Source organism: Paraburkholderia caledonica NBRC 102488 (assembly GCF_000685095.1).
Classification (GTDB): domain Bacteria; phylum Pseudomonadota; class Gammaproteobacteria; order Burkholderiales; family Burkholderiaceae; genus Paraburkholderia; species Paraburkholderia caledonica.
Genome location: NZ_BAYE01000013.1, coordinates 32,955 through 49,080 on the forward strand (window position 1 = coordinate 32,955; position 16,126 = coordinate 49,080).

General features: G+C 64.4%; 13 protein-coding genes. 5 read left to right on the forward strand and 8 right to left on the reverse strand.

Going from position 1 to position 16,126, the window contains the following annotated elements; translation table 11 throughout:
- The first annotated feature begins 83 nt into the window (after nucleotides 1-83).
- Both hpnN and BCA01S_RS23490 read left to right on the forward strand, forming a co-directional pair.
- The gene (gene hpnN / locus BCA01S_RS23485) at nucleotides 84-2,699 is read left to right on the forward strand and encodes a hopanoid transporter HpnN (RefSeq protein WP_027779017.1); all 2,616 of its coding nucleotides are present in this window, start codon (nucleotides 84-86) and stop codon (nucleotides 2,697-2,699) included.
- Between the two features lie 2 nt (nucleotides 2,700-2,701).
- Nucleotides 2,702-3,772, forward strand: coding sequence for an MlaA family lipoprotein (locus tag BCA01S_RS23490; RefSeq protein WP_027779018.1), 1,071 nt, complete (start codon nucleotides 2,702-2,704; stop codon nucleotides 3,770-3,772).
- 46 nt (nucleotides 3,773-3,818) lie between these two features.
- Here BCA01S_RS23490 and BCA01S_RS23495 read toward each other — a convergent pair whose 3' ends face one another.
- The 7 genes from BCA01S_RS23495 to BCA01S_RS23525 form a co-directional block, all read right to left on the reverse strand.
- The gene (locus BCA01S_RS23495; RefSeq protein ID WP_027779019.1) at nucleotides 3,819-4,547 is read right to left on the reverse strand and encodes a phosphorylase; all 729 of its coding nucleotides are present in this window, start codon (nucleotides 4,545-4,547) and stop codon (nucleotides 3,819-3,821) included.
- A gap of 3 nt (nucleotides 4,548-4,550) precedes the next feature.
- On the reverse strand, nucleotides 4,551-6,611 hold the full coding sequence (gene shc / locus BCA01S_RS23500; protein WP_027779020.1) for a squalene--hopene cyclase: 2,061 nt from the start codon (nucleotides 6,609-6,611) through the stop codon (nucleotides 4,551-4,553).
- Nucleotides 6,608-7,876, reverse strand: coding sequence for a hydroxysqualene dehydroxylase HpnE (gene hpnE / locus BCA01S_RS23505; protein WP_027779021.1), 1,269 nt, complete (start codon nucleotides 7,874-7,876; stop codon nucleotides 6,608-6,610). The genes shc and hpnE overlap by 4 nt, the downstream gene beginning before the upstream one ends.
- A 4-nt stretch (nucleotides 7,877-7,880) precedes the next feature.
- Nucleotides 7,881-8,729 (reverse strand): presqualene diphosphate synthase HpnD, encoded by an 849-nt coding sequence (gene hpnD / locus BCA01S_RS23510; RefSeq protein WP_027779022.1) that lies wholly within the window; start codon nucleotides 8,727-8,729, stop codon nucleotides 7,881-7,883.
- A gap of 287 nt (nucleotides 8,730-9,016) precedes the next feature.
- Nucleotides 9,017-9,955, reverse strand: a complete 939-nt coding sequence (locus tag BCA01S_RS23515) for a GGDEF domain-containing protein (protein WP_027779023.1) — start codon at nucleotides 9,953-9,955, stop codon at nucleotides 9,017-9,019.
- Nucleotides 9,952-10,575 (reverse strand): chemotaxis protein CheC, encoded by a 624-nt coding sequence (locus BCA01S_RS23520; protein ID WP_027779024.1) that lies wholly within the window; start codon nucleotides 10,573-10,575, stop codon nucleotides 9,952-9,954. Before BCA01S_RS23520 ends, BCA01S_RS23515 begins: the two co-directional genes overlap by 4 nt.
- On the reverse strand, nucleotides 10,568-10,936 hold the full coding sequence (locus tag BCA01S_RS23525; protein ID WP_027779025.1) for a response regulator: 369 nt from the start codon (nucleotides 10,934-10,936) through the stop codon (nucleotides 10,568-10,570). The genes BCA01S_RS23520 and BCA01S_RS23525 overlap by 8 nt, the downstream gene beginning before the upstream one ends.
- A gap of 661 nt (nucleotides 10,937-11,597) precedes the next feature.
- On the opposite strand from BCA01S_RS23525, the gene BCA01S_RS23530 reads away from it, so the two are divergent.
- Together BCA01S_RS23530 and BCA01S_RS23535 are read left to right on the forward strand one after the other, a co-directional pair.
- Nucleotides 11,598-13,880: a hybrid sensor histidine kinase/response regulator family protein gene (locus BCA01S_RS23530; RefSeq protein WP_027779026.1), complete on the forward strand. Its 2,283-nt coding sequence runs from the start codon at nucleotides 11,598-11,600 to the stop codon at nucleotides 13,878-13,880.
- Nucleotides 13,881-14,121: 241 nt separating this feature from the next.
- Nucleotides 14,122-15,222 carry a hypothetical protein gene (locus BCA01S_RS23535; RefSeq protein WP_027779027.1) on the forward strand — a complete coding sequence of 367 codons (1,101 nt, stop codon included), beginning with the start codon at nucleotides 14,122-14,124 and terminating at the stop codon, nucleotides 15,220-15,222.
- Nucleotides 15,223-15,308: 86 nt separating this feature from the next.
- Here BCA01S_RS23535 and BCA01S_RS23540 read toward each other — a convergent pair whose 3' ends face one another.
- Complete coding sequence (locus tag BCA01S_RS23540) at nucleotides 15,309-15,863, reverse strand: NADPH-dependent FMN reductase (RefSeq protein ID WP_027779028.1); 555 nt, start codon at nucleotides 15,861-15,863, stop codon at nucleotides 15,309-15,311.
- Here BCA01S_RS23540 and BCA01S_RS38800 point away from each other — a divergent pair.
- Nucleotides 15,862-16,047, forward strand: coding sequence for a hypothetical protein (locus BCA01S_RS38800; protein ID WP_217999531.1), 186 nt, complete (start codon nucleotides 15,862-15,864; stop codon nucleotides 16,045-16,047). The genes BCA01S_RS23540 and BCA01S_RS38800 overlap by 2 nt on opposite strands.
- The last annotated feature ends 79 nt before the right edge of the window (nucleotides 16,048-16,126 follow it).

Genomic DNA, 16,126 nt, shown 5'->3' on the forward strand with positions numbered 1-16,126 from the left:
GAATACGATCCGGATTGCTCTGGCTCTGTATACTTGTGCACTTTCGTCAAAATGCCACCCGTGATAAGGCCAAGTTCGCCTACATGCTGAAGTCATCTATTGTTCGCCTCGTCGCCTATTCGGTGCGCCATCCGTTGCGGATCGTCGTGCTGTCGATCGTGCTCGCCGTGTTGAGCGGGATCTATGTCGCGCATCACTTCAAGATCAACACCGACATCAGCCGCCTCATCGAAACCGACAAGGAATGGTCCACGCTCGAGCACGCGATGGACCAGGCCTTCCCTGATCGCGGCCAAACGGTGCTGGTCGTCGTGGAGGCGCGCGCGCCCGAGTTTGCCGACGCCGCAGCGAATGCGCTGACGGCGGCGCTCAAAGCCGAGCCGAAAGAATTCGTCGCGGTCTCGCAACCCGCCGGCGGGCCGTTCTTCGAACATAACGGTCTGCTTTTCCCGTCGACCGAAGAGGTCATGTCGACCACGTCGCAACTCGTGCAGTCGCGTCCGCTCGTGAACACGCTCGCGCACGACCCCAGCCTTACGGGACTTGCAGGCACGCTCACCACGAGCCTGCTGCTGCCGCTGCAGATCGGTCAGGTGAAGCTCTCCGACATGAGCCGCCTGTTGTCGCAAAGCGCCAACACGCTGGACCTCGTACTGGCCGGCAAGCCCGCCGCTTTCTCGTGGCGCGCATTCGTCGACAAAAGCGCGGCGACCAATCCGGCGCGTGCGTTCGTGGTCGTGCAGCCGGTCGTGAACTACGATGCGCTCGAGCCGGGCGCAACCGCGTCGCAGGCGATTCGCGATACGGCGGCCTCGCTGCATCTGGACTCGCGTTATGGCGCCACCGTCCGTCTGACCGGCGAACAACCGCTCGCAGACGAAGAGTTTGCGTCAGTCAAAGACGGCGCGGTGCTCAACGGCATCGGCACGTTCGTCGTCGTGCTGGTCATTCTGTGGCTCGCGTTGCGCTCAGGACGCATGATCGCCGCAGTCTTCATCACGCTGTTCGTTGGACTCGCAATCACCGCCGCGCTCGGCCTCATGATGGTCGGCGCGCTGAACATGATCTCGGTTGCGTTCATGGTGCTGTTCGTCGGGCTGGGCGTCGATTTCGGCGTGCAGTTCGGCGTCAAGTATCGCGAGGAGCGCAATCGCGACGACCGTCTCTCGGCCGCGCTTGCTCATACCGCGCACAGTATCGGCGTGCCGCTTACGCTCGCCGCGGTTGCGGTCGCGTTGAGCTTCTTCTCGTTCCTGCCAACCGCGTACCGCGGCGTGTCGGAGTTGGGTGAGATCGCCGGCGTCGGCATGTTCGTCGCGTATCTGACAAACATGACACTGCTGCCCGCGTTGCTGAAGATCTTCAACCCGCCGGGCGAAGCCGCGTCGCCGGGTTTCAAGCAACTGGCACCCGTCGACGACTTTCTTGCCCATCATCGCAAGCCCGTGTTGATCGGCACGCTGATCGTCGTGATCGGCGCAACGCCGTTGCTCACGCGTTTGCACTTCGACTTCAATCCGCTGCATCTGAAAGACCCGCATACCGAGTCGATGGCCACGCTACTGTCGCTGAAGGATTCGCCCGAGGCCGCGGTGAACAACGTGCATGTGCTCGCGCCCTCGCTTGCCGACGCCGATCGCATGGCCGAGCGGTTGCGCGCGTTGCCCGAAGTGGGCCGCGTCACTACTCTGGACACCTTCGTTCCCGCGCAGCAGCAACAAAAGATGATGCTGATCGCAAGCGCCGCGCAGCAATTGCTGCCCGCGCTGCAACAGCAACCCGCGCCACAGGCCACGGACGCCGTGCGCGTCGCCGCGCTCAAGCGCGCGTCGAATCAACTTTCTCTCGCCGCCGAAGATCATCCGGGTCCAGGCGCCGCCGAAGCGCAACATCTGTCGGTCACGCTGCAAAAGCTCGCCGCGGCCGACGCCGCCACGCGCGACCGCGCGGAACACGCGATGTCGGAGCCTTTGCGCATTGCGCTCAAGCAGTTGGAGAACCTCCTGCAGCCGACCGAGATCACGCGGGACAATCTGCCGAAGGAAATCTCGAAGGGCTGGGTGTCGAAGGACGGCCGCGCCCTCGTCGACATTGCGCCGAAGGTGAAGCCGGGCGCCGATCCGAACGACGACGCCACGCTCGCCCGCTTCGCCCATGCTGTGAAAAAGGCCGAGCCCGGCGCGATTGGCGGCCCGATCTCGATCCTTCATTCCGCGGATACGATCATCAAGGCGTTCTTGCAGGCGGCGGGCTGGGCGCTGCTGTCCATCGCGATCCTGCTGTGGATCGCGCTGCGGCGCGTTGGCGACATGCTGCGAACGCTCGTTCCGCTGCTTGTGTCGGCGCTCGTCACGCTCGAGTTGTGCGTGGTGTTCGGCATGCCGCTGAACTTCGCAAATATCATTGCGTTGCCGCTGATGCTCGGCGTCGGCGTGGCGTTCAAGATTTACTTCGTGATGGCGTGGCGCAACGGGCAGACCGGCCTGTTGCAGTCGAGCCTGACGCACGCGGTGTTGTTCAGCGCGGCGACTACGGCGACGGCGTTCGGCAGCCTCTGGCTATCGCATCATCCGGGCACGTCCAGCATGGGCCGCTTGCTGGCGCTGTCGCTGTTTTGCACGCTCATCGGTGCAGTGGTTTTCCAACCCGTGCTGATGGGCAAGCCGCGCCCACGTCGCGCGAAGCACAAAGGAATATAAGCATGAAACTGCGTACCACTGTGCTGGCGCTAGCTGCCACCGGCCTCATAACCGGCTGCGCAACCGGTCCTGACCGCAAGCCCGGCGACCCGTTCGAGCCGATGAACCGGGCCGTGTTCAATTTCAACGACGGCCTCGACCGCTACGTCGCGGTGCCGGTCGCGAAGGGCTATCAGAAGGTGACGCCGCAGCCGTTGCGCACGGCCGTCAGCAACTTCTTTTCGAACCTGGGCGACTTGACCAACGCCGCGAATGCGCTGCTGCAGTTGAAGATCACCGACGCGACCGAGGATCTCGTCCGTTTCGCGTTCAACTCCACGTTTGGTCTGGGCGGACTGCTCGATTGGGCGACGCCGGCCGGACTGCCCAAGCATCATCAGGATTTCGGCCTGACGCTTGGACACTGGGGCATCCCATCGGGACCGTATCTCGTCTTGCCCCTTTTCGGACCGAGCACCGTGCGAGACAGCATGGGGCTGGTGGTGGACGTGAAGTTCAATCCTTTGAACTACATGGAGCCGGCAGTGCGCAATCCGCTGTACGTGCTGCAGTTCGTGAGCGTTCGCTCCGACCTGCTCGGCGCGACGGATCTTCTGCAGCAAGCGGCGCTGGATAAATACTCGTTCGTGCGGGACGCCTACACGCAGCAACGGCGGGCGCGTCTGCGCGGCACCGGCGACAATGCCGCGCCGCTGCCGGAATACGAGGATCAGGACGACTCGGGCGCTGCGACGACTCCAGCGAAGGGCGCCGCGGCCGGCGCGCCGGCGACGCTTCCGAACTACGCAGACCCGGGCGATACGGCCGACACGCCGGACGCGGCCTCTGGTGCCGCTACGGGCACGCCGGCGGGCGTGCCGGATTACACGGATCCGGGTGAGTCGCCCGCGCCGGCAAGCGGCGCGGCGGGCTCGGTGCCAGCGAGTGAAACGACGGGGGCTAAGTCAGGGACCACCGCGGCGCCGGCAACAGCGCCAGCTGCGGCTTCAGCGCCCAGTACGGGCACGGCTGTCCCGACCACGTCTGCGCCTGCTGGTAATCAGCAACCGGCTTCAGCGCCGGCTGCGCAATGAGATCGGCGTACGCACGCCCAAGGTGTGCGTCGATGCTGCTGAAGCGCTAGGCTAGCTTCAGCAAGGCCTCAGCCGCACCCAGCGCTTGCCGGGCCTGCACCAGTGAAACGCGCGCCGCGCGCGCATCCATCGCCACCTGGATGAGCGCGCCAATCTGTGACGGTTGCCGCATCAGCTCGCGCAGGATCGGCGCAAGCGCGGTGCTGCCGTCATCGCGCAACCCCGCGGTCGCCGCCGACGGCAACGTACGCCACGCAGGATCCACAATTGCACGGCACACGGCGAACGGCAGCCCACGGGCGGCGGCCATCGCGCCAGCCAGATGCGATTCCATATCCACAGCCAATGCACCCGTCGAGCGATGCAGCGCACGCTTGTCGTCGGCGGACATGAGCGGCGCCGCTACCGCGGCCATTGAACCCCGCCGCAAGCGTGACGCGAGCGGTCCGGTCGCCAGCGCGGCGGCAAGCCTGTTCGTCCAGGCCGGATCGGTGGGGATGCGGCCAAACGGACCTTCGACGGCGTCGGCGACAATGAGCGCGCCCGGCTGCAAATCCGGCGCCAGGCCGCCCGCCGTACCGAAGCTGACGATCCCAGAGCAACCGCGCGCGACCGCAGCATTCAGCGCGCGTTCCAGCAGATCGGCGCGCGCCGCATAGACCACTTCGACGCCTTCGCCCCGCGCGATCCGCGCTTCGAACGCCATGCCCGTTACGACGATGACCGGCAAGCTGTTGCCGTCGGCATCGGCGGACGGCGCTGTTGGGCGAAGCATCCGTTACATCCCGACGGCAACGCGCGTGAGCCCGTTGCGCTTCAGGTGACGGAAACGCGCCAGCGCCCAGAGCGGGAAGAACTTGCGATAGCCGTGATAACGCAAATAAAACACGCGCGGGAAACCGGTGGCGGTGAAACGCGTTTCGTCCCACAAGCCGTGCTCGCGTTGTTCACGCTGCAAATAGTCGATGCCGCGCGCAACCGCCTCGTGATTCACTTCGCCCGCCGCCATCAGGCCCATCAACGCCCATGCCGTTTGCGACGCCGTGCTCGGCGCGCGTTCGTAACCGTGGTAGTCGAGCTTGTAGCTCTCGCCGGCTTCCCCCCAACCGCCGTCTTCGTTCTGGATCGACAGCAGCCACTGTGCGGCGCGTTTGATGCGCGGGTCGTCGTGCGAAATGCCGGCCGCGTTCAATGAACACAGCGCGGTCCACGTACCGTAGATGTAGTTCAAACCCCAACGGCCGTACCAGCTGCCGTCGGGCTCCTGTTCCTTCAGCATGTAGTCGAGCGCACGCTGCGCCGGTTCGCTGTTTTGCGGCAACTCGCCGAGTTGCGCGAGCATCGACAGGCAGCGACCCGACACATCCGCGGTCGGCGGATCGAGCAGCGCGCCATGATCGGAGAACGGAATGTTGTTCAGGTAATACTGCGTGTTCTCAGGCTCGAACGCGCCCCAGCCGCCGTCGCTACTCTGCATGCCGACGACCCATTCTCTGGCGCGCGCAATCCCCTCGCGATCGACGCTCGACTGCGTGAGCGCGGCCGAGCGATGCATAGCCATCGCGACCACCGCTGTATCGTCGACGTCCGGGTAATACGCATTGTTGTACTGGAAGGCCCAGCCGCCCGGCCGCACGTTCGGCCGGCGCGAAATCCAGTCGCCGCGCACGTCGAGGATCTGCAGCGGACGCAGCCATGCGAGGCCGCGTTCTGCCGCCTGCTCGGCACGCGCTTCGCCCGTTTCGAGCAACGCGTGCGCGGCAAGCGACGTGTCCCACACCGGCGACAAACAGGGTTGACAATATGCTTCGTCATCCTTGACAACAAGCAGCTTTTCGATCGACTGACGCGCAATTGCGCGGTTCGGATGATCGGCCGGATAACCGAGCACGTCGTACATCATCACCGAATTGGCCATGGCTGGGAAAATCGCGCCCAGGCCGTCTTCGCCGTTCAGCCGCTGATCGGCGAAGGCCACTGCCTCGCGGACCGCTCGCTCGCGCGTGGCTTTCGGAAACAGACCGTCGACCGCGCGCAGCACCGTATCCACAACCCGGAAAAAGCGGAACCAGCCGACATGTTGATGCGGCGCCCGCTGCGGCATGCCGGTGTTCACGGGCGCGCCGCGGAACAATTCGTCGATGCGCACGCGGCGCGGGTTGCGCGCGAGCGGCCGCTTCGCGTTGAGCACGAGCAGCGGCACGATCACGGTCCGCGCCCAGTACGACACCTTCGACAGATGGAACGGAAACCACATGGGCAGCAGCGTGATTTCCACGGGCATCATCGGCACCGCGCGCCACGACACCACGCCGAACAAGGCCAGCAGGATCCGCGTGAAGACGTTTACCGCCTCCGCGCCGCCGTGGGCCAGAATCGCCTCGCGCGCGCGAACCATGTGCTCGGCGTCGACGGGGTCGCCGATCATCTTCAGCGCGAAGTACGCCTTCACGCTCGCGCTGACGTCGAGCGCGCCGTCGGTAAAGAGCGGCCAGCCGCCGTCGGGCAGCTGGATGCGGCGCAAATAGCGCGCGATTTTCTGCTCCAACTCCACGTTCGGCGTTTCGCCAAGGTAATGGACCAGCAGCACATATTCGGCGGGAATCGTCGCATCCGCTTCCAGTTCGTAGACCCAGTGGCCGTCGGGCTTTTGCGCGGCGAGGATCGCGTCGGTTGCGCGCGTGATCGAGGTGTCGAGCGAAGAGGCAAAACCGGCAAATTCTGCAGACGCGGTAGACGCGTGGGGCGCATCGCTCGCAGCAGCTGGCGCGCCTCGCGCTTCGTCGGCGAATTCGGGCATGACGGCACCCAGCATGTGGGCTTGAGATAAATCGTTCATCGGCGTTCCATCGGTTGATTCAGCAACGTATCCGCGGCCTTCTGGCCTGAGCGGATCGCGCCTTCAATCGTCGCGGGCAGGCCGGTAGCCGTCCAGTCCCCCGCGAGCATCAGATTATTCCAGCGAGTGCGCGTGCCGGGACGCAGCGTTTCCTGGTCCGGCGACGCGGCAAAAGTCGCACGTTCGTCGACGACGATCTGCCAGGCCGGCATCGGCGCGGCGGGCAGATTGGCCGCCTGAGCCACCTCGGCCCATAAGCGCGCTGCAAGTTCTTCGCGCGGCGTGTCGACAACATTCCCGACGCCATAAACCGTTGCGGACAGACGTCCGTCGGACGCGAACAGCCATTGCGCGGTGCCGTTCAGGAGACCGGTGACAGGCGGCAAGCCGAACGGCGGTTCGACGGCGAAATACGCGCTGAGCGTCGCGGCAAAGCGGGCTGGCGCCCGCAGGCCAGGGACAAGCGTCTGCGCGATGTCCGGCGGCACCGCCAGAATCACAGCCTGGTTGACGTCCAGCGCGACACTCTGTTCAGCGAAGTCGAGCGCCTCTACGCGGCTCGCGTTCGCCGCAAACCGCATCTTTTCGAGCCGCGAGCCGATCTCGATCGTCGCGCCGCCATGCTGCAATAGTCGCAGCGCCGGATCGACGAAAGCGCTGCTCAAACCGTTCCGCGCGATGAGCGGCCTGCACGCGAGGCCGCCCGCCATCAACGTCTCGCGCACCATTGCCCCAGTCAGCACTGCCGACGCGTCGCGCGGCTCGGCGTTGAGCATTGCGCGAAACAACGGCGCGAGCAGGCGGTCCCACAGCGGGCCATTGCTGCGCATGGTTTGCGCGACGGTGCGACCGGGCTTGGCGAAAAGCAGCGGCACGAGACTCAGATAGTCGCTCGGGCCGGTGTTGGGTACACGCGCGTCCTGATCGAAGATCCACCAGGGCAGCCGTCCCGACGACAGGCGCACGGTCCAGCGCGCGTGAGTGGCCAGGTCCACGAACGGGAATTCGGGCAGAGCCAGTCCCGTCAGTTCGTCCACGGCGCCGATAGCACGCGCGTAATTCAGCGTCGCGGCGTTGCCTGACATCATCAGGTGATTGCCGCTGTCAATCGTTGCGCCTAGCTTGGCGTCGTAGTACGAACGGCACCGGCCGCCCGCCTGTTGCGCCGCTTCGTGAAGCACGACTCGTGCGCCGCGCCGCTGCAACTGCACTGCGGCGGCCAGGCCGGCGAGGCCCGCGCCGACCACATGTACGAGTCTCGGCATCGGCTCAGAAGAGCGCGTAACGCGCGACGATCCACAGCATGCGCAGCTTCGGCTTGCTGACCTTCGTGCGCGGAATGTCGAAGCCGCGTTCGAGTGTGCGTTCCAGCAGCAAGCGGTACACGCCCGACATGATGCGCGGCGCGCGCACCTGGTTGCGCGGCTCGCGGTCCATGATCGCGTCGGACGCGGCGAAGTGCTCTTTCGCGCGTTCAGCGAGCGTTGCGCAGACGCGCGGCAGCGACGGATCGTCGGCGATCTGCGAGGGACTCTTTACCGCGATGCCTTCACGCGCCAGCAACTCATGCGGCAGATAGCAACGGTTGATGCCCGCGTCTTCGTCGATGTCGCGAAGAATGTTCGTCAGCTGAAGCGCACGGCCGAGATGGTGCGCCAGCAAACGGCCCGACTCCTCCTGCATCCCGAATATCCTCACCGATAGACGGCCCGCCGCACTCGCGACCCGGTCGCAGTACAGGTCGAGCGTGGCCTCGTCGGGGGCGCAGATGTCGGCGACCGCATCCATCGCCATGCCGTCGATCATTGCGTGAAAATCCTCGCGCTGCAGATGGAACGTGTGGATGTGCCGCGTCAGCGCGCGCAACGAGGCGCGCGGCGAGCCGGTATAGCACGCGTCGATGTCGGCGCGCCAGCGCTCGAGCGCCGCGGCGCGGTCGGCGCGCGGCATGGCGCTGTCGGCGATGTCGTCGACAGCGCGGCAGAAAGCGTAGACCTGATACATCGCGTCGCGCTGCGCGGCCGGCAGGATGCGCATTGCGAGATAAAACGAACTGCCGGACGTGGCGGCAGCGGCGTCGATTTCAGTATCGTCCACGACAAGATTGGATACAGCCAAGACGATCTCCGCAGGAGGGCGCCCGCTGAAAGGCGTACAGGAATTTTTATGCCTCGCCGCAGGGCGGGCGGCCCGCGCGCGCGGACACGCGCGAAACACACGGCTGGGATGCCGGAAACGGCGAAAAGTATAACAACGTTTGTCCGACGACGCAGTTTCCACAGAGCATTGACCGACACAACCCGCTGCGATCGGCAAACCCGGTGCGACATGCGGCGCACGATGCCGCGGGCAAACCGGCTTTCTAACGCAACCGGGCGCTATGAGCGAACCTCAATCGCCGCCATTCACGTCAACGCGACGCAGCGATTGCGGCCTTGCCGTTTAGCGCTATAGAGCGCCGCATCAGCCTCGTTGATCAGCACGTCATACGCGGGCGAGCCGGCACGCGCGGCCGCGCCGCCCACGCTCGCCGTAACGGGCACGCTCGTGCCCTGCACCTCGACCGGCGTGTCGGCGATCGTGCGGCGGATTTTTTCGGCGACGCGCATGGCGTCCTCCAGCGGCGTGCATGGCAGCAGCAACGCGAACTCTTCGCCGCCGAAACGCCCGAACGTGTCCTGCGCCCGCACGACCCCGGCAACGCGCTGCGCCATCACGCGCAAAACGGTATCGCCGACGCCGTGTCCAAACTGATCGTTGATCTTCTTGAAGTGGTCGAGATCGAACAACAGCACCGACATGTCGCCGCCATAACGCTGCCAGCGCGTGTATTCGTCGAGCAGCCGCGCCTCGAAGAAGCGGCGGTTGGCAATGCCGGTCAGTCCGTCACGGTCGGCGTACTCCTGCAGCTTGGCGACCGCCTCCTCGCGCTCTCTCTGCACGATGCTCACATGGGTCACGTCGGAGATGGTCACGCAAACGGCCACCACCTCCCGATCGCGCGTGAGCGGCATGAACGTGACGTCCTGCTGCATGTAATCGACCCCGCCCGTGATCGGCCGGTCGTGGTCGAACTTGAACAGATACGGGCGCTGTTCCCACGAACTGAACGCGAAGCTACCCAGCTGAAAGACACTTTCGATCTTGCGCGACAGCCACACTCGCGGCAGTTCCGGAAACTGCGTGAACAGCGACTTGCCGACCACCTGCTCCGCCGACAGACCGCTGTGGTCCTGCATGAACCGGTTCCACATCAACACGTTCATATCGCGGTCGAGTACGAAGATGCCGAAGCCCACCCGCTCGACGACCAGATCGCTCAACGACTCCGTAGGCGCGCTCATAGGCTGGACAACAACGCATCGAGCGCGTCGCTCATGTGACGGATGGACTCTTCCGCCATCAGCATCACGAGATGCGCGCGGAAGCTCTGGTCCTCCAGCGCGAAATTGACTTCGACGAGCAACGCGACTTCCCATTGCAGCACGCCGGGCTGAAACACTTCGTCGAGCGTCAAGGCGTCGCCCAGCAGGCCGGGCGCGGAGAATACCGGCGTGCGGCCGAGCTGGTCGAGAATGCACGAGACGCACGCGCCGGTGAGCACGTTCGCCACGTCGAACATCAGTTCTTTTTGGCTCACAGCTTCGTAAGCGGAGCGCGAATACGGGTCGCTGACCAGCGCGCACAAGTCTTCCACGCTGTCGCTGCGGCAAATCACCAGCGCCTCGCCCTTGATGTCGGAGCGAAAGCCCTGGCGTACCGCGCTGACCCGGTCTTCGATACCGGTCATGTCCCGGAGCGCTTGCGCGGCCTCGCTGACGGCCACCACCCTCACGCGCGGCACCGATAATTCGATAAACGAATCGAGCAGCCGCGCGAGACGTGTCGCGGCTTGACCCATCGCCAGATTGGCGACCTCTTGCAGCGCGTCGCGCTGATCTTCGGTGAGGACTGGCTCAGACATACAACCCGTACTCCTTGAGGATGGGCAGTACCGCCTCCGGCGTCACGGGTTTGGCGATGAACGCCGCGGCGCCGAGCGTGCGTACGCGTGCCTGGGCCATCGGCTGGATATCGGCCGAGACGACGATGACGAAGGTGTTCAGATCCTCATGCTGCAGTGCCTCGAGTACCTGATAGCCGTTCATTTCCGGCATGGTCAGGTCGAGGAACATCACCGAGGCTTTCCCTTGACGATACAGAGCGAGGGCTTCGCGCCCGTTCGACGCGTACGACACGTCGACGTCCCAGTCCGGCGGCAATGCCTTGGTGAGCACCTTGCGGGCAAGCAATGAATCATCGGCGATCACGATTGGCAAAGGCATGGCGGGTCGAAAGACGGAATAATCTCGTACGGGTTAACGGCGGATAGTGGAATTCCTTTAGGGCGGAGTCTGGCAAGCCGCGAACTGTGCGTTGCCTCGGTGGAAGGCTGCTTGCGGCCCCGCGGGGAGGTGGCGCGGCGACGCGCGTCTCGCGAAACCATGGCGCGCGCAAGGCTGCGTGCGCTGGACGACGGTTATGACCGGCATGTGAGCCTACCCCGTAGATGAGGCGCGGCTGGTTGGATCGGCTGGTCCCGTGCCGCGCGCGTGTTTTCCGCGAACGCCGGCACTCACGCGTAAACGCGTGATCCGATGCCCTCGCGGCGTATGCGTTCGAACATAGCGGACGCACTTTTTGTCATTGCGTCGATTCTCAAAGCAAACCAGTCGAAATGCAATACGCGGTATTTTCGTCCTGATAACAATATCTTCCTTACACGCACGTTATTTGAAAAAATACGCCCCGCATAATAATAGTTTCAATCCCGTTTATACTTTTGTGTACGTTTGCGCTTCTTGATTCTTCACTGTTTTAAAAGGGCAATGAATAGGTGTCGAAATGTCTGGCGCCCTCAATTACGGTAACTTCTACCGCCATTCTGCGACTATGCTTCTCGTATCCGCCGTGCCTCCCAGCCCCGAAGACCTGAGCGCTTAACAAATGACCCATAACCGGTTCGACCCGCATCGAGCGAGCCGCCTTTCCGCTGATGGGCAGGACGAGGCTGTGTTTCCCGCGGTGCCGGAGCAGAACTTCCAGATCCGGCGAATGACTTTGATCGCGCTGCTGGTCGCCGCGATCGTGCTGCCATGCCTCTACGTCGCAATCATGGCGTTCAGCGACCTGCGAACCCGCGAAGCCGATGCCACCAACATGACGCTGCGCACCGTGCGCGTCGCCGAGGAGCATGCGCTGAAGGTCTTCGACATGAACGAGACGCTCGACACGCGCATCGTCGACCTGACGGAAGGCCTGGACGACGACGGCATTCGCGCGCGCGAGGCAGCCATTCATCGGAAAGTCCGGACAATGGGCGGCGGCTATCCGCAAGTGGCCGCCGTGTCGATTTTCGGCCGCAACGGTGCGCTTCTAGTGAGCAGCCGGGTTTATCCGGCACCGCCGGTTTCCGTTGGCGAGCGCGACGATTTTGTGGGCCTTCGCGATGGCCACGACCTCGAACACGTGTCCAAGGTGATGACGGGGCATGTCGCCGGCGAACAGGTCTTCAACACCGGCGTCGAACGGCGCGCGCCCGACGGCACTTTTGCCGGCGTGGTGTCGGTCGCGCTGCGCCCCAGCTATTTCGACGCGTTCTATCGCGAACTGCTCGGCGGCAACGACGGCGCGCCGATGACCATGATCCTCGTTCGCTCCGACGGCGCGGTCCTCGCACACTATCCGCGTCGCCCGCGCGAACCGGCGGTCGTCGCGGCAGATTCGCCGTTCGCCGACGCCATGAATCAGGGACGGCGCGCCGGGGTCGCGCGCATGCGCTCGAATATCGACGGCGACAACATGATCGTCGCGTTCCGGCACGTCGGCTCTTACCCGGTCTACGTCATGTGCGGGTATCGCGCATCGGCGATGTGGGCCGCCTGGTATCGACACCTGGCCGTGTTGATCCTGTCGATATTCACGCCGTCCGTCGCGCTATGGTGCGTGATCTGGCTGTCACTGCGGAGGCTCAGCGCCGAAGAAGAGGCGTGGGAACGCTGGCAGGCGGAAGCGTCGATGCGCCGTTCGATCGAATCCGCGTACCGGCAGTCGCGCAAGATGGAAGCGCTCGGCACGCTGGTGGGCAGCGTCGCACACGACTTCAACAATCTGCTCATGATTCTTGCCGCCAACGTACAGATCGCACGGCGGCGCGGCGCGCCCGGGCTGGACCGCGAATTGTCGGCCATGGAGCGGGCGCTGAAGAGCGGCCAGTCGCTCACGCGGCAGTTGCTCGGCGTCGCGCGCAAGCAGCCGCTGCGCAATGAAACCGTCGCGCTCGAGCGTTGGCTGCCCGCATGCCGCGACCTGCTGCGCGCGTCGCTCGGAGCCAAGGTTTCGCTGGTGATGGATATCGGCGCCGGCGTCTGGCCGATGCGCGTGGACGTTGCCGAGCTCGAGCTCGCGCTCATCAACATCGCCGTGAACGCACGCGACGCCATGCCCAACGGCGGGCGCTTCACCGTGCGTGCGACCAACATCACGTTCCGTCACGAAGACGGCTTTCCGCTGACAGGCGACTTCGTCCAGGTGTCGCTGGAGGACACCGGTGCGGGGATGGCGCCCGAGGTGCTCGCGCGCGCCTTCGAGCCGCTCTTTACGACCAAGGCAAAGGGCATGGGAACGGGACTCGGCCTGCCGCAGGTGTTTGCCTTCTGCGAGCGCTCGGGCGGGCTTGCGGCAATCGACAGCGCGGTGGGTGCCGGCACTTCGGTGCGGCTGTATCTGCCGCGCGCGCCCGAACAATCAGAGGTCGACGCGCCGGTTGAAACGGACGCAGAGCACCAGGGCGCGCTGCACGGGCTGCGCATCCTGCTCGTCGAGGACAACGAAGAAGTGGCGGCAGGTACCGAAGCGTTGCTGCAGATGATGGGCCACCAGGTCACATGCGTGTTCAATGCGGACATGGCGCTGCGTCTGCTGCGCGACGCTTACGCGCAGCGGGTGCGCACCGGCGACCCGGTGCCGTTCGAACTCGTGCTGTCCGACATTCATATGCCGGGCGCCCTTAACGGCATCGATCTGGCCGAGGCGATCAGAACGCTCGATGTCACGCTGCCCGTCATTCTCGTCACCGGCTATGCGGAAGAACTCGATCGGGCACGGCATGTGAACGTGCGCGTGCTCTCCAAACCCTTCGACATCGCCCTGCTTGAAAGTCTCCTGCAGGGAATCCAGCGCGAACTCGCCCAGACCGGGCTCGATCCGGCCACGCATCACGCGCAATAGGACCGAACACGGTCAGCCGCTTTCAGCCGCTCCCATCCCCGTTTTGCGCAATTTGCGCTGGATTGTAAAAAGCGCGGCGGGCCGGCCGGCGCGTCGTTCACCTCAAGCGCTTCGCGCAGGCCAGCAGGGCCGGGCGTGCGGCGCTTGAACCAGGACTCCGGCATGAACGTTGCGGCAACTCTTGGATAGTCAGGATGGCGCGCGCCGCGCTATCCGTCCTACCCAAAAACGGGAGACAGCCATGCGACATACCGTGATTGGTTTGTTTAACACCTATCCTGAGGCCGAAACCGCTCGGGAGACGCTAGTACAGACCGGTTTCGCACGCGAGACAATCGAGTTGCAGGCCAACGCCGAACCGTCAGTCGGCTCCGCAACCGCCGAAGTCGCGGGTTCGGGAGTGCTCGCGAACATAGAGCGCTTTCTGTCGAGCCTCTTTGCCAGCGGTCCACGGGCGCCGGAGACCGCGCGTTACACCGAAGCCGTGCGGCGGGGGGCCGTGCTCGTCGTAATCGACGCTGCCAGCGAATCGCACGCGGAACTCGCTCGCAACACGCTGACGCGGCTAGGCGCGACCGATATCGGCGAGCGTTCGCCGGACTGGAGCACGCAGTCAACAACAGAGAATGCCCGCGAGCATTCGTTACTCGACGAACTGGGAATCGGCGCGGTCACGCCGGGAACCCCGCGTGGCCCCGAGCCCGGAATGACGACTTCGACGGTCCGGGAAACGCCGGCATCCGTCAGAACCGAGACAGCGACGCCGGGCGGCGTCGGAACACCTGCCTCGCCTGGTTTCAGTGCGAGCAGCGGGCCTGATGCTACGGCGGCTGATCCGCTGTACACGACCTCGCCTCGCAGCACCGACGCGGAGCCGTTCGTCCCGCCGCCGCTCACCGGAAGCCGCGCGACCGATCCGCTGAACGTTCCTCTGTCGGACCCGCTGGCGCCCGACGCGGGACGCAGCGCAATTGCAGCCGGGTCCGCGCCGGGCTCAGGCGCTGTGATGCAGCCGTCCGAAGTGGTTTCCGGGTCGGCTCAACCGACGGCCGGTCTGAGCGGCCAGATTCCGAACGAATATCTCGAGTACGAAGAAGATTTCCGCACGCATTACGACGAGCAGTACGCCGCCGACGACGCGCGCTACGAAGACTACGTTCCGGCCTACCGCTATGGTGCGGAAATCGGCAAGGACGTGCGTTATCGGGACAGGGCGTGGGACGACGTCGAACCGGAAGCTCGGCGCCATTGGGAGACGACGTCTCCTGACAGCACCTGGGAGCGCTTCAAGCTTGCCGTGCGTCACGGCTGGGAGCGCGTGACCGGGCATCACCACGTATAAGAGCAAAAACGCGAATAGCGGAAGCGGCGGCGCGCAAGGAGGCGTGGCGGCGCCACCGCGTTCAGGGCAGTCGGAGCTAGACAGTGTCAGGCAGCGGTATGCCGCTTGACCCACGTAACGTAGCGGTCGACGAAAGTCTGTAGGAACTTGCGCGTCCCATCGTTCAGAATCTCGCCCTTCTCATTGATGACCGCGGGATCGTGCTTGATGAACACCTCAGGCTGACCGAGCACCGGCACGTCGAGATAAGCCAGCACATTGCGCAGATGTTGCTGCGCGAGGGCCGAGCCGGTCGCGCCCACCGAGGTGCCGATCACCGCACCCGGTTTGTTACCCCACGAATTAGTGCCCCACGGACGCGAGCCCCAGTCGAGCGCGTTCTTCAATACGCCCGGAATGGAGCGGTTGTACTCCGGCGTGACGAACAGCAGGCCATCGGCGGCCTCGATCCGCTGCTTGAGTTGCTTGCCCGCTTCGGGATAATCCGCGTCGTAGTCCTGGCTGTAGAGCGGCAGTGAGCCGATGTCGATGAACTCGAACGTGAAGTCGGACGGCGCCAACGAGATGACAGCTTGCGCCAACTGACGGTTGAACGACTCGCGACGCAAACTGCCGACGACAACTGCAATGTGTAAGGCCATGATCGCTTCCTCGAATAAGGCGCTCGACGCGCAAAGGGTACGGACTGTCATCATAGGCAAAAAGCCGGAAGAAGGCCTCCGCCCGCACCGCGATGGACAAAGTGGCGGAAAAGTACGGCGGTTTTACGCTGACGCGGTGGATAACGCCGCAGCCGCAAAAGTTATCCACAGTTTTACTGAATAACCTTGTGGATAAGTGCTACTTTTGCCTTGTCAATCAAGCCTGCCTCCGGCCTACGCTATTTGGAGGCAGCGACAGTTTT